This is a genomic window from Stenotrophomonas sp. 28608_Sma, from assembly GCF_056486185.1.
The window spans coordinates 4,252,203-4,265,748 of the sequence record NZ_CM151308.1 but is presented as its reverse complement, the minus strand read 5'-3'; the positions used below and the strand labels follow the sequence as shown (position 1 = coordinate 4,265,748).

At 66.3% G+C, this 13,546-nt stretch carries 12 protein-coding genes; 3 read left to right on the top strand and 9 right to left on the bottom strand.

The features are described 5' to 3' along the window. Positions 1 to 111 precede the first annotated feature (111 nt). Together ACZLHH_RS20135 and ACZLHH_RS20130 are read right to left on the bottom strand one after the other, a co-directional pair. Positions 112 to 348 (bottom strand): hypothetical protein, encoded by a 237-nt coding sequence (locus tag ACZLHH_RS20135; protein WP_071229519.1) that lies wholly within the window; start codon positions 346 to 348, stop codon positions 112 to 114. A gap of 106 nt (positions 349 to 454) precedes the next feature. Continuing rightward, complete coding sequence (locus ACZLHH_RS20130; protein WP_180845317.1) at positions 455 to 2,440, bottom strand: transglycosylase SLT domain-containing protein; 1,986 nt, start codon at positions 2,438 to 2,440, stop codon at positions 455 to 457. Between the two features lie 151 nt (positions 2,441 to 2,591). Between ACZLHH_RS20130 and ACZLHH_RS20125 the strand changes: the two genes are divergently transcribed. After that, complete coding sequence (locus ACZLHH_RS20125) at positions 2,592 to 2,999, top strand: ExbD/TolR family protein (RefSeq protein WP_071229521.1); 408 nt, start codon at positions 2,592 to 2,594, stop codon at positions 2,997 to 2,999. A gap of 9 nt (positions 3,000 to 3,008) precedes the next feature. Here the strand turns inward: ACZLHH_RS20125 and ACZLHH_RS20120 are convergent, their stop codons facing one another. Beyond that, a complete protein-coding gene (locus ACZLHH_RS20120) occupies positions 3,009 to 3,611 on the bottom strand; it encodes a hypothetical protein (protein WP_180845311.1) in 603 nt (200 codons plus the stop codon). Positions 3,612 to 3,713: 102 nt separating this feature from the next. On the opposite strand from ACZLHH_RS20120, the gene ACZLHH_RS20115 reads away from it, so the two are divergent. Further along, complete coding sequence (locus tag ACZLHH_RS20115) at positions 3,714 to 6,575, top strand: TonB-dependent receptor (RefSeq protein ID WP_180845312.1); 2,862 nt, start codon at positions 3,714 to 3,716, stop codon at positions 6,573 to 6,575. A 108-nt stretch (positions 6,576 to 6,683) separates the two neighbouring features. Here ACZLHH_RS20115 and fhuE read toward each other — a convergent pair whose 3' ends face one another. The 3 genes from fhuE to ACZLHH_RS20100 form a co-directional block, all read right to left on the bottom strand. Beyond that, entirely contained in the window at positions 6,684 to 8,828 is a 2,145-nt protein-coding gene (gene fhuE / locus ACZLHH_RS20110) for a ferric-rhodotorulic acid/ferric-coprogen receptor FhuE (protein WP_032128963.1), read from the bottom strand. A 172-nt stretch (positions 8,829 to 9,000) separates the two neighbouring features. After that, the gene (locus tag ACZLHH_RS20105) at positions 9,001 to 9,552 is read right to left on the bottom strand and encodes a M23 family metallopeptidase (protein ID WP_071229523.1); all 552 of its coding nucleotides are present in this window, start codon (positions 9,550 to 9,552) and stop codon (positions 9,001 to 9,003) included. A gap of 77 nt (positions 9,553 to 9,629) precedes the next feature. Beyond that, complete coding sequence (locus ACZLHH_RS20100; RefSeq protein ID WP_180845313.1) at positions 9,630 to 10,112, bottom strand: Lrp/AsnC family transcriptional regulator; 483 nt, start codon at positions 10,110 to 10,112, stop codon at positions 9,630 to 9,632. Between the two features lie 72 nt (positions 10,113 to 10,184). Between ACZLHH_RS20100 and ACZLHH_RS20095 the strand changes: the two genes are divergently transcribed. Continuing rightward, positions 10,185 to 11,060: an EamA family transporter gene (locus ACZLHH_RS20095; RefSeq protein ID WP_032128972.1), complete on the top strand. Its 876-nt coding sequence runs from the start codon at positions 10,185 to 10,187 to the stop codon at positions 11,058 to 11,060. Positions 11,061 to 11,118: 58 nt separating this feature from the next. Here the strand turns inward: ACZLHH_RS20095 and ACZLHH_RS20090 are convergent, their stop codons facing one another. The 3 genes from ACZLHH_RS20090 to ACZLHH_RS20080 form a co-directional block, all read right to left on the bottom strand. Beyond that, positions 11,119 to 11,856: an endonuclease/exonuclease/phosphatase family protein gene (locus ACZLHH_RS20090; RefSeq protein ID WP_005419292.1), complete on the bottom strand. Its 738-nt coding sequence runs from the start codon at positions 11,854 to 11,856 to the stop codon at positions 11,119 to 11,121. A gap of 53 nt (positions 11,857 to 11,909) precedes the next feature. Beyond that, positions 11,910 to 12,740, bottom strand: coding sequence for a thiol:disulfide interchange protein DsbA/DsbL (locus tag ACZLHH_RS20085; RefSeq protein ID WP_180845314.1), 831 nt, complete (start codon positions 12,738 to 12,740; stop codon positions 11,910 to 11,912). 106 nt (positions 12,741 to 12,846) lie between these two features. Beyond that, positions 12,847 to 13,497, bottom strand: a complete 651-nt coding sequence (locus ACZLHH_RS20080) for a thiol:disulfide interchange protein DsbA/DsbL (protein ID WP_049400466.1) — start codon at positions 13,495 to 13,497, stop codon at positions 12,847 to 12,849. Between the last annotated feature and the right edge of the window lie 49 nt (positions 13,498 to 13,546).

Here is a 13,546-nt window from a genome sequence, read left to right as displayed (position 1 = left end):
GGGGATGATCGCATGGTCGGCGCAGATGCACCGGTAGTGCCGGCCGCTGGCCGGCAACCCTTGGACAATGGCGGTTGCCGGCCAGCGGCCGGCACTACCGATGAAGAGGAATCACGGCAGGCCGCGCCACTCCGGCACGAACAGGCCGGCCAGGAACCACAGGCCGTAGACGATCCACAGGCAGAGGAAGTACAGCTTGATCTGCGATTCGTCCCACAGGCTGCCCCAGCTGTCGATGAAGGCCAGCGACTTCCAGCCTTCCATCCAGGCCGCGCCACCCCAGCGCAATACCCAGGTGGCGAACAGGCTCCAGGCGGCGAATATCCCGATCCAGGCCAGCAGGCTCATCGCTTTCCCCTCCCCGGGAAACGGATGCCGGGCAGTGCCGGCCGCTGGCCGGCAACCCTTGGATGATGGCCGAAGCCGGCCAGCGGCCGGCACGACCGCAGTGCGATCAATCGCCGCCCTGGTCAGCGTTGGCGGCGCAGCTGAAGCTCTTGCGCTTGTCCACCAGGCGGCCCATCAGGCGGTCGCTCAGCGGCAGCGCATCGCCGTTGAGGCGCCAGTCGTAGATCACGCTGAAGGCCAGCACGCGCGCCACGTACTCACGGGTTTCCTTGTAGCTGATGGTCTCGATCCACAGGTCCGGGTCAAAGCCCGGGCGCTGGCCCTGCCAGCGCGCGGTCGGGGTCGGGCCGGCGTTGTAGGCGGCGATGGTCACGTACGTCAGGCCGTCGTACTTGTTCATCAGCTGGCGCAGGTAGGCGGTGCCGATGGCGATGTTGGTGTCCGGGTCGTACAGGCTGTCGGCGCCGCCGTAGCCGGTCAGGCCGATCGACTTGGCCACGCCGGCACCGGTGGCCGGCAGCACCTGCATCAGGCCCATGGCGTTGGCAGGCGAGCGCGCGCGCGGGGTGAAGGTGCTCTCGGCGCGGATCTCTGCCGCCACCCAGGCCGGATCGATCGCGTTGCGTGCCGATTCGCGGCGGATGGTGGCGTCGTGGTGCAGCGGGAAGCGCAGGTCATACAGGCGCTGTTCCTGCGGCTGCTTGCCGAGTGCGAACACGGCGCGGTCGAACCAGCCATTGTCCTGCGCCACGCGAACGGCGAGGCGGCGCTGGGTGTCATCGAAGCGCGACAGCGCACTGTTCCATTCGGCCACGGCCCAGCCGGCGCGGTCGATCTGGTACAGCGCCATCGCGCGCTGGATGGCTGGGTCGCGCGCGATCACCGCCTGTGCCTGCGCGCTGTCGTTCGGCTTCCACGGGCACAGCGTGTAGCCCTGCTGCAGTTTGTCGGCGGCGAGGAAACCATGGAAGGTCGGTGCGCGCGCGGCCTCGCGGAACAGCGGCTGCGCCTGTTGGGCCTGGCCGGTCTTCTCCAGCATGCGGCCTTCGAAGTAGCGCCAGCGCGGGTCGCTGCGCTGCTTGCTGCCCATCTTGCGGATCGCGGTCAGCGCCGCCGGCCAGTCACCGCGCGACATCGCTTCGCGCACGCGCCACTCGTGCAGGCGTTCGTCGTACGCCGATTCCGGCACCGCGTTGAGGCGCCGCGCCGAATCGGGCAGGTAGGACGCCACCGTCCACAGTGCGATCTGGTACAGCACCTGGCCCTGCTGCTCGGCACTCAGGCCCAGTGCCTGCGCGTACTGCGGCAGCTGCTGTTCGGTGGCGCCGGGATCGGCCTTGGCCAGCTTGGCCAGGCCATCGGTGGCGATGCGCCGGCTGCGCTCGTTGCGCGGCCAGTTCAACGCGCTGGCGTTGGGCTTGTCGACAAAGGCGGCGTAATTGTTGGCCAGCGCCAGGTCGGTGGCAGGCAGGCCCCGTGCGGCGCTGCGCATCACAGCGGGTTGCTGGGCGTCGGCGGCGGCATCGATGCGTTCCCAGCGCAGCGCGTCGCTCAGACCACCCTGCGCCTGCAGCACGGCGAAAACGGCATCACAGCCGTCCGGCAGCGACTTGCCGTTCTTGCGCCACAGATCCTGCGCTTCGCTGATCCACTGCGGATCAACCTTGCCGGTCACCTGGCGCGCGGTCAGCTGCACACAGCGCAGGCCGGCGTTGTCGGTGGGCGCCCAGTTGGCGAGCAGGGTCGGCCAGTCCTGGCGGCGTGCGACCGAGGGCAGCCATACGCTGCGGAACGTGGTGGCCACGGCCTGGCCGTCATAGCGCTTGAGGAAGGCCTGCGCCTGCGCGGTATCGACGGTGTCGATGTTGCGGCGCAGGTTGGCGTACTCCAGCCAGCCGTATGCCGGATGGCGGCTGAGTGCGGCGGCTTGGCCGGGATCGAACTGGCCGCGTTCGGCGGCAGCGATCGCGGCCTTCAGCTGTGCGTTCTGGGCGTCGAGGGACTGGGCATTGGCGCAGCCGATCAGCAGCGTGGTGGCCAAGGGCAGCAGGGACAGGGCGGTCGAAGAGCGTCGGGTCATGGCGGGCAGCATAGCGGGCAATGGCTGAATTCAGTTTCGCATTGCGTGCACGCGATGGGTCGGCAACGGCAGCTGAATGCTCGTGCTGCAGGCACTGCCTCGCGAGCCTGCGGGCGACGTAGTGTCGAGCTTGGGCGAACGGCCCGGCTGCAGGGAGCGGCACATGGCGTTCAGTAGCGCAGGAAGAAGCGGCCCGCTGGCGGACATCAATGTCACGCCACTGGTGGATGTGATGCTGGTGCTGTTGATCATCTTCATCGTGACCGCGCCGATCGTGGCCCGGCCGATAGCCGTGCAGTTGCCACAGGCCACCGATCGCGTGGTCGACCGTCCCGAACCGCCACCGCCGATCGAGCTGCGCCTGGACGCTGCCAACCAGCTCAGCTGGAATGGTCAGCCGATGGTGATCAGTGAGCTGCAGGCGCGCCTGCAGGCACAGGCGGGCGAACATGCCGGCAACCTGCCGGAGCTGCGTATCGCCACCGATCCGGCGGCCGAATACGAAGGCATGGCGAGGATTCTGGCCGCAGCCGAGGCGACCGGCATGGAGCGCATTGCGTTCGTGCGGTAGTGCGATGTCTCACTGCCGCTCATGCGGTGATTGCCGCATGGGCGGCGCTTCCCCTGCTGACAGCGTCGCATCCAGGATCCGCAGAAAGGCCATTTCAATCTGCGCTGGAACCGGGGTTGGATGTGCTCGCCACCTTCCGGTCCCAGGGGCACGTTCAACGTCGAAAGCAGTCAACTCGGCTCTCTCGAAATCCACCACAACCGTCAATCCCTCTCCCGAGGCCAAGGCCGCATCGCTGGGAGAGGGGCAGTTGTTGCACTCGATCACGCCGCCTGCTCTCGATTCGCCCGCCAGGGAAAAAAGCAGCGTCATCACCGTCGTGACACCCAGCACCGCACTCACCGCTTTCATGATCGACCCTCCCGCGAATGGCTGGAGGTGCGAGTCTGCGCTGGATCGACTAGCGGCGCCTTCTGAAAGAGGGAATTTCAAACTATTCCTGAAACGGTCCGGCAAAGACCTTTTCCATGAATGTGGCAGCCCCCGGCGTGCGCTGTCGCAGCCGGCATCAAGGCTGCCTGTCGCGAACAATATCGTCCGGTCATAACCTGCAGCTATCTGACGCAATTGGCCTGCAATTGCGTCAATTTCGCGTGAAAGAGTGTCGATCATCACGCCGCGATTTTTACCACTTGTTTACAAAGGAGACGGCGCCGCCATGCAGGGAGGGAGTGCGGCAGCCCATGTCCCGACATTCCTTTGGAGAGAGAGCGAATGAATCACCTGCACCACCGCCCTTTGGCGGTTGCCGTCGCGCTGTGCGTGATGACCCTGGCACCGTTGGGTGCCGCTGCACAATCCACCACCAACCTCGATGCGGTGGAAGTCACCGGTACCCGCATCAAGCGCGCTGAAGTCGAAGGCCAGGTGCCGATCCAGACGCTGACCCGCGGTGATATTGAACGCACCGGCCTGACCTCGATCGGCGAAGTGCTGCAGCAGCTCACCGGTTCCGGTTCCGCGCTCAATGCCAAGTTCAATTCGTCCGGCAACTTCGGCTTCCCGCCCGATGGCAGTGGTGTAGGTGCTGGCTCGGCGCAGGTGGACCTGCGCCATCTGGGCGCCAAGCGCGTGCTGGTGCTGGTTGACGGCATCCGCTGGGTCAATGAGTCGTCCGCCTCCGGTGTGGGCTCGGCCACCGACCTCAACACCATTCCGCTGGCCATCGTCGAGCGCATCGAAGTGCTGGAAGATGGCGCGTCGTCGCTGTACGGCTCCGATGCCATTGCCGGCGTGGTCAACATCATCACCCGTCGTGATTTCGATGGCGGCCAAGTGACCCTGAACTACGGCGAGTACAGCAAGGGCGATGGCACGCAGAAGGGCGTGGACCTGGCCTGGGGCAAGAGCGGTGACCGCTTCAGCCTGTTCCTCGGCGCCAGCTGGACCAAGCAGGATCCGGTGTTCGCCAAGGACCGCGAGCAGTCGCGCTTCCCGATTCCCGGCACCGGCCTGGCCTTCGGCAGCGGTGGCATTCCGCAGGGCCGTTTCATGTTCACCGACCCGAACACCGGTGCGGTGCAGAACATCGTGCCCAATACCGGCGTGAGCAACCCGCGCTACGACGGCAGTGCCGGCTGCGCGCGCACCGATGACTATCACTGCTTCACCAGTGCTGATCGCTTCAACTTCGCCGAATACAACATGGTGCTGACACCGTCGGAGCGTAAGGGCCTGTTCGGTCAGTTCCGCTTCGACATCACCGACAACGTGCAGTGGTACGTCAAGGCACTGGGCAACCGCCGTGAGTCGGCCAACCAGGCCGGCCCGGAGCCGCTGTTCTTCGGTCCCGATGGCGCCACCGGCAATCCGCTGGCCGACAACATCACCGTGTCTGCGCTCAACCCGTACAACCCGTTCGGCTTCGACCTGGTCTCGGGTGACAACCTGAGCCTGATCGGTCGCCGTCCAGTAGAAGGCGGCGCGCGCGTGTTCAAGCAGGAAGTGGACACCACGTATTTCGCCACCGGCTTCGTCGGCAACTTCCAGGCGGCTGACCGCAGCTGGTACTGGGACGTCAACGGCATGTACAGCAAGAACAAGGCCGAACAGACCAACTACGGCAGCTACAACATCTACAACGTCAACATGGCGCTGGGCGATCCGTCCGTCTGTGCGGCGACGCCGGGCTGCGTGCCGCTGAACATCTTCGGCGGTGCCGGTTCGATCACGCCGGACATGCTGAAGTGGATCCAGCCGGTGGTGCGTGACCGCAGCCAGAACGAACTGAGCCTGTTCACCGCCAACCTGTCCAGCGACCTGTTCACGCTGCCGGCCGGCCCGGTGTCGTTCGCTACCGGCTTCGAGTATCGCAAGTACGAGGGTTCGTACCAGCCCGATCCACTGACGGTGGCGGGCCACTACAACGGCGTGCCTTCGCAGCCGACATCCGGCTCGTATGACGTCAACGAGGCCTATCTGGAGTTGAGCGTGCCGATCTTCGCCGACTCTTCATTCGGCAAGAAGCTGGACCTGAGCCTGGCCGGCCGCTATTCGGACTACTCCACCTTCGGTGGCGAATTCACGCCCAAGTACGGCCTGCGTTGGCAGCTGACCGACGATTTCGTGCTGCGCACGACCTATGCCGAGGGCTTCCGTGCACCGTCGATCGGTGAGTTGTACGGTTCGGCCGCGCGTGCCGACCTGCAGTTGTTCGATCCATGCTCGGTGGGCCTGGGCGGTACGCCGCCGCGCGGCAGCGCCGCCAACTGTGCCGCGCTGGGCGTGCCGGCCGGCTTCCAGCAGGCCAACTCGCAGATCTCGGTGACCACCGGCGGCAACCGCGAGCTGGATCCGGAGCGCTCGCGCAGTTTCAGTGCCGGTTTCGTGTGGAGCCCGTGGTTTGGCAACAACACCTCGTGGTCCGAGCGCTTCGACGTGGAGGTGACCTTCTATCGCCATGCCATCGATGGCGCGATCCAGGCAATCAACGCGCAGACCCAGCTGGACCTGTGCGTGGAAACGCTGGATCCGATCTACTGCGATGGCATCACCCGCGCCAATACCGGTGCAGTGAGCAGCTTCAACAACCGCCTGACCAATCTCGGCTCGATCAAGACCGATGGCTGGGACGTGGATCTGTTCTGGACGTTGCCGCAGAGCTCGATCGGCCAGTTCAAGCTGGGCTGGAAGAACACGTTCGTCGGCCGCTACGAGGCCACCGGTGCGGCGGGCCAGAAGCAGCCGCAGAAGCCGGGCGTGGAAGTGGCCGACAGCTCGATTCCGGAATGGACCAGCAATGCCAGCATCGGCTGGACGCTGGACCGCTGGAGTGCCAACTGGACCGTTCGGCATATCTCCGAATTGACCGAGAACTGCGGTGACGCCTCTGTATTCCCGGTCTGCAGCAACCAGGCCGCAGGCACCAATACGCTGTCGGCCACCACCTTCCATGACATGCAGGTGGGCTACAAGATCGACTGGATGAAGGGGTTGCAGCTGACCGCTGGCCTGAACAACGTGTTCGACAAGGATCCGCCGATCTGCCTGTCGTGCTCGTTGAACGGTTACGACGCTTCGACCTATGACATCCCGCGTGGCCGCTACTGGTACCTGCGCGCGGACCTGCGTTTCTGATGAAGGGACGGCGCCGGGCTCAGCCCGGCGCCGTTGTGGTGTCGAGCCGTGCTCGACGACCCCGTGTGATCGAGTCGAGCATGGCTCGACGCTACAAGGCCGGTTGGATCAGAACGCCCAGGTGAACGTCAGCGAGCCATTGCGGCCGTCGCCGTAGGCACCGTAGCCGGTGATCTGCGAGTAGTACTTCTTGTCCAGCAGGTTGTTGAGGTTGGCCTGCACGCTGAACTCCGGCGAGATGCGGTAGCGCACGAAGGCACTGACCAGCGCGTAGCCTTCCTGTTCGAAGCGGCCCACTACCGGCGCAGCGTAGTAGATGCGGTTCTGCCAGTTGGCACCGCCGCCGACGGTCAGTTCCTGCAGCGATTGCGGGGTGTAGCTGGTGAACAGCTTCAGCGCGGTCTGCGGCAGGTTGGTGTTGATGTCGGCGCCGTTGATGTCCTTGGCCACGTAACGTGAAGCACCGAAGGTCGCGTTCCAGCCCGGTGCCAGTTCGCCGTTCACTTCGAACTCGAAGCCGCGGCTGACGGTGCCACGTGCAGCGATGTAGGCGGTCTCGTTCATTTGCCCGTCGACCTTGTCCATGGTTTCCTGGCCAACGTTGTCCTGCTCGATGCGGAACACTGCCACGGATGCATTCAGCCGGTTGTCGAACCACGCGCCCTTGACGCCGACTTCGTAGCTCTTGCCATCGACCGGATCGAGGTAGCTGCCCTGCTTGTTGCGCAGCGTCTGCGGCTGGAAGATCTCGGTATAGCTGGCGTAGGCGGAGTAGGTATCGTTGATGTCGTAGACCAGGCCGGCATACGGCGTGGTCACTTTGTGCGAGCGGTCGTTGCCTTCGTCTTCGCTCTTCCAGTCGGTGTAGCGCGCACCGATGATCAGCTTCAGTGGATCAGCCAGCGACAGGCGTGCGGCGGCATAGCCGGCCTTCTGGGTGATGGTGCCCTGGCTGGCAAGCTTCAGCGGTCGCCAGTTCGGCTGCGGGAAATCACCGGTCCAGCCGAAGTAGCTGGCCAGCGGCAGGTACTGTGCATTCGGATCGTTGAAGTCAGGCTGGAAATCACCATAGTTGGCGAACTCACGCTTGTTGTAGCTCAGGCCGGCCATGAACTGGTGCTCGCGGCCGAACAGCTGGAACGGCCCATCGATGTAGCCATCGATGCCATCAACCTTGCGCTCGGTGTTGTAGAAGCCGGCCATCGGCGTGATGCCGGCGCCCGTGGTCTTGTTGAACGCGGTGTAGGCCGGATAGAACAGCTTGTCGTCGGCCTTGGTGCGGTCGTGGGTGGCGCCGATCTTGAACTTCCAGCCGTTGCTGAAGGCATGCTGCAGGGTGGCGAACGCACGCTTGCTGGTGGTGTCCCAGTAGGTCCAGTCCGGCGACGGATTGAACGAGGTCGGATAGTTGGTCGGGCTGCCATCGGCGTACCACATCGGGAAGCCGCCCCAGGTCGCGCCGTTGGCGCGCTTCTGCTGGTAGTCGTAGCCCACGCTGAGCTGCGTGTCCGGGGTCAGGTCGGCGTCGATGACGGCATAACCCAGCGTCTTGCGCTGGTTGTAGCGGTCCATCTGACCATCGGTGTCCAGGTAGCTGCCGATCACCCGGCCGCGCACCGTGCCACTGGCGTTCAGCGCCGTGCCCACGTCCACGGTGGTGCGCGTGCGGCCCCAACTGCCGACGTTCACCGAGATGCTGCCGGTCAGTTCTGCGCTGTCGGCGTGTTTGCGGATGAGGTTCACCGAGGCGGACGGATTGCCGGCACCGCTGAGCAGGCCGGTAGCGCCGCGTACCACTTCCACGCGGTCGTACAGCGCAAGATCGAGGCCGGAATCGCCGTAGCTCCAGTTCTGCACCATCTGCGTCGGCAGGCCATCGAACTGGTAGGCATCGATGTAGAAGCCACGCGCGTAGAACTCGGTGCGCTCGCTGTCGGACTGGGTGCTGGTCACGCCGGTGGTGTTGGCCAGCACGTCGATGATGTCGTCCAGCTTCTGATCTTCGATGCGCTGGTGGCTGATGATGCTGACCGACTGCGGGATCTCGCGCGGTGCCAGATCGAAGCGGGTACCGGCCGAGGTGCGGCGCACCGAATAGCCTTCGGCACGTTCGCCCTTGACCACCACCTTGTCCAGCGTGGTCGGATCGGCGGCGGTGTCGGCGAAGGCGGCCGGGGCCACGGCGCAGAGAACGGCAAGCACGGCAACGGACAGCCGCTGCGGCTGCAGGGTACGGAAGGCGGGACGGGTCATGGGGGTCCTGGACGAGCACGCGCGTTCGGCCGGCATCCAGGAGGCGAGGCGCTACGGGTAGGGGAAGGGCGGGCAGGCCGTCCTGGCACCACCGGAAACGAAAGAAATGGTAATACGAACTATTCCTATTTACAAATCATGAACGGTTCGGTGCGCGGGTGCGCCGTGGCGATCAGCGCAGCAGCGGCAACGGGTTGCGGGGACCGTTCGTGCCGTAGATGCCCCAGTGCAGATGCGGCGGCGTGCCCTTGGCATTGCCGCTGTCGCCCACGTGGCCGAGCAGGTCACCGGCCTGCACCACCTGGCCGCGCGCCAGGCCCTCGGCCCAGCCTTCCAGATGCGCGTAGTAGTAGCGTTCCCGCCCGGGCCCGATCACCCAGACCTGGCGACCACCGAGGCCGCGTTCGCTGACATCCGCGATGACGCCGGCAGTGACGCTGCGCACCGGCGTGCCGCGCTGGGCGAAGATATCGATGCCGGCGTGGGAGCGGTCGCGGCCGCGCGGCGCGCCGAAGGTATCGGCGATCTGGCGGGGGCGCACACCCTCCACCGGCACCGGGAGTTCGGTGGCCGGCGGCATCTGCGCGAGTGTCCACAGCATCTTTGGTGCGGCGGCCCAGGGACTGTTCCACAGCGCCATCGCGGCAACGACAGCAATGGCCAGCCACAGACCGCGCAGCAGCCAGCGGCGCAGGCGACCGGCAGGAGAGGATGGAGTGCTCATGGTCTCCGACTGTAGCGTCGAGCCATGCTCGACGGCTGTTGCTCTGCGGTAAAAGCGCAGTCGAGCATGGCTCGACGCTACAGAACCGCTGCCAGCGGGACCTCGAAACTCCGCTTCAAGGTGCCCAGTGCCACCGAGGTACGGAAGCGCTCGATGTTGTCATCGCCACCGAACAAGCGCTCGGTGATCGCCTCGTACTCCTCCATCGACGCCGCTGAAAGCAGCAGCAGGAAATCGCCATCGCCGGTGATCGAGTAGCACTGCTGCACGGCCGGGTCGTCCTGTACGCGGCGCTTGAACGGCGCCACCCGCTCGCGCTGCTCGCTGACCACGCGCACCTCGACGATGATGGTCAGCGGCCGCCCGACCTTGGCGGCGGCGACCACCGCTACATTGGCCGCGATAACGCCGCTGTCCTGCAGGCGCTTGATGCGGCGCTGCACGGCCGGGGTGGACAGGTGCACGGCCTCGGCGATTTCGCGCTGCGGCAGGGTGTTGTCCCGCTGCAGCAGGTCGAGGATGGCGCGGTCGAAGCTGTCGAGCACGGGGGCGGTGGCCATGGCGAGCAGAAGTTGCACGAACGGGCCGTCAATTGAGCCAAGTGCTCGGCGCCGGCGCAATAGACTTTGCGCATGCAGACCTCACGACTCGCGCCGATGTTGCCGGCGCTGGCGGTGCTCGGCTCGGTCACCTCGCTGGCCATCGGCACCTCCTACGCAAAACACCTGTTCCCGCTGATCGGTGCCCAGGGCACCAGCGCGCTGCGCGTGGGCTTTTCGGCGCTGTTGCTGCTGCTGTTCTGGCGGCCATGGCGCTGGAAGACCAGCCGCGTGGATGCGATCACCATCCTGCGCTACGGGCTCACCCTGGGCCTGATGAACCTGCTGTTCTACATGGCCCTGCGCACGATTCCCTTCGGCATCGCGGTGGCCATCGAGTTCACCGGGCCGCTGACGGTGGCGATGCTGTCATCACGACGACCGATCGACTTCCTGTGGGTAGGCTGCGCGGCGGTGGGGCTGCTGTTGCTGTTGCCGATCGGTGGCGGCCCGGCGCTGGACCCGGCCGGCGTGCTGTATGCCATGGGTGCGGCGGCGTGCTGGGGCCTGTACATCGTGTTCGGCAAGCGTGCCGGCCATCTGCACGCCGGGCATTCGGTGTCGCTGGGGCTGCTGGCGGCGTCGCTGGTGGTGGTGCCGGTGGGCGTGGTGCATGCCGGCGCCGCACTGCTCGATCCGAAGATCCTGGCCGCTGGCCTGCTGGTGGCGTTGGTGTCCAGCGCGATCCCGATGTCGCTGGAGATGATGGCGCTCAAGCGCCTGCCCAAAGAGACCTTCGGCATCCTGATCAGCATGGAGCCGGCAGTGGCCGCGCTGTGGGCGATGCTGCTGCTGCACGAGCACCTGCATGGATTGCAGTGGCTGGCGATCGGCTGCACGGTGCTGGCTTCGGTGGGCAGCACGATGACCGCGCGGCGGCTGAAGGTGCCGGTGGTGCAGGCGGGGTAGCGCCGGGCCATGCCCGGCGGAGAGCGTGCCAACCAAGGTTGGCACCCACCAGGAGCGGTCAGCGCAGGGCGTCGGCCGGGACGTCGATCTGCATCGCCAGGGCGAGGTGATCGGAGAACGCGGCCGGTACGGCTTCCACGGTGCGGGTCTGCAGGCCGCTGCTGACCAGGATGTGGTCGATGGCGCGATCGGGGCGCCAGCTGGGGAAGGTCGGCACGATGCAGCCGGGGGGCTGCAGCCGGGTCTTCTGGTACAGCACCTGCATTTCCGGGCGTTCGGCCAGGCAGTTGAAGTCGCCCATCAGGACGGCGTTGGGATGGTCGGACAGCAGCTCGGCAATGAAGCCCAGCTGCGACATCCGCGAACCCGCGCCCAGCGACAGATGGGCTACCGCTACCGCCAGGCCATCGGCGCCGTCGCCGAACTTGGCCAGCAGCACGCCGCGCCCGCCGATGCGGCCGGGCAGGGCGTGATCCTGCACTTCCACCGGTTCCAGCTTGCTCAGCAGGCCGTTGGCGCTGGAGGCGACCCCGCCCATGCGCCGGTTCGGCTGGTGGCTCCAGTAGTTGAAGCCGGCACGCTGGGCCAGGTAGTGGGTCTGGTTGGTGAAGCCCGAGCGCAGGCTGCCCGGGTCGGCCTCCTGCAGGCCGACGATGTCATGTTCGCGCGCCAGGGTGGCGATCGCGTCCAGGCTGCTGCGCTTGCGGCCCGCCGGCAGCGCATGTGACCAGCTGCGGGTCACATAGTCGCTGTAGCGGCGGGTACTTGAGCCGGCCTGGATGTTGGCCGTCAGCAAGCGCAGGGTCCGTGTACGGGGGGAATTCACGGCCGGGAAACGCTTCTCTTGGATCAGTGAGCCTGGGCCGCACCGCGTTCGCGGGCGATCAGGTGGTCGGCAATGCGCAGCATGTCCGGGAAGCTCTTGCCCTTCACCAGGTACTTGCCGTTGACGATGATCGACGGGGTGCCGCTGATCTGGCTGCGCTGGGCGAACTGCTTGGCCGAGTTGGTCTTGGCATTCACCGCGAAGCTACCCATGGTGGCGGCGAACTGCTTCGGATCCACGCCGTAGGCACCGTAGAACTTGGCGATGTCGTCAACTGAATCGGTGCCGCGCTCGCCCTTCAGGGTCTTCTGCGAATGGATGGCAGCGTACAGGGCTTCGTGGGTCTTCTCCTGCACGCCCAGGGTCTGCGCGGCGTAGAAAGCACGGGCGTAGTTGTCCCAGGTACCGCCGAACATGGCCGGCACGTAGACGAAGTTCACGTCGCTCGGCAGGCCGGCCTTCCACGGGCCGACCAGCGGCTGGAACGCGGCGCAGGCCGGGCAGACATAGCCGAAGATCTCGGTCACTTCGATCTTGCCGGCGGCCGGCTGGAACGGCTGGCCGTTCGGGATCACCTGGTAGTCGGCGCCTTCCACCGGGGCCGGGCCGGTCAGTGCGGTGGTGGTCGGGGCCGGTGCAGCGGCCGGGGCGGCTTCAGCCGCGTCCTTCTCGCCTTCGGCAGCGGCCGGGACGGCGCCTTCGGTACCCGCGGCCGGAGCGGCCGGTTCGGTGGTCGCCGGAGCTGCAGCCGGTTCGGCCGGGGCCGCGGTGGTGTTGGTGCTGCCGTCGTCGGCCTTGCAGGCCGCCAGGATCGGCAGCAGCGCTGCGAGTGCGAGGGCGTAACGGATCTTCATGGAAACGTCTCCAGCATCTGGAAAGGTGGGGCCGGCGTCATGCGCCGGCCAGGGGGAAATGATGACACGCGGCGGCGACAGCGCCGTGTCGGTGGTGGGTGTTGGTTCAGCGGCCGCGGGCGGCGCGGGCCTGGGCGATCAGCGCCGAGGCGATGCGCAGCTGGTCGTCGAAGCTGTCGCCACGGACCAGGTACTGGCCGTTGATGATCAGCGCCGGGGTCCCGGGGATCTTGGTGCGCTGGGCGAACGCGCGGGCGGCATCGACCTTCTTCTGTACGGCATCGCCGCGCAGGGCCTGCAGGTAACGGTCCGGGGTCACGCCGTAGGCCTTGTAGAAGGTGGCGAGCTCATCGGCCGAGACGTTCTGCATCGGCAGCGAGCCGTCCTGGTGCAGGGCCTTGAACACGGCGCCATGGCTGCGCTTGGCCACGCCGACTTCGTCGGCGGCGTAGTAGGCCAGTGCCCAGGCATCCCAGGCGCCGCCGAAGGCTGCCGGTACCGGAGTGAAGCGCACATCGGCCGGCAGCTTGGCTGCCCAGGCTTCCAGCTGCGGTTCGAAACGGGCGCAGTGCGGGCAGGTGTAGCCGAAGACCTCGACCACCTCGATCTTGCCGGCCAGCGGCTGGAACGGGCCCGGCTGGGCGATGCGCTCGTAGTCCTTGCCTTCGACCAGCGGGGCATTGGCGGGGGTGGCGGCGCAGGCTACCAGCGGCAGCAGCACCAGCACAGACAACAGCAGGCGGGAAATCAACCTCATCGACACGCATCTCCGTTGAAAAAAGCAACGCCGGCGCGGTCGCCGGCGT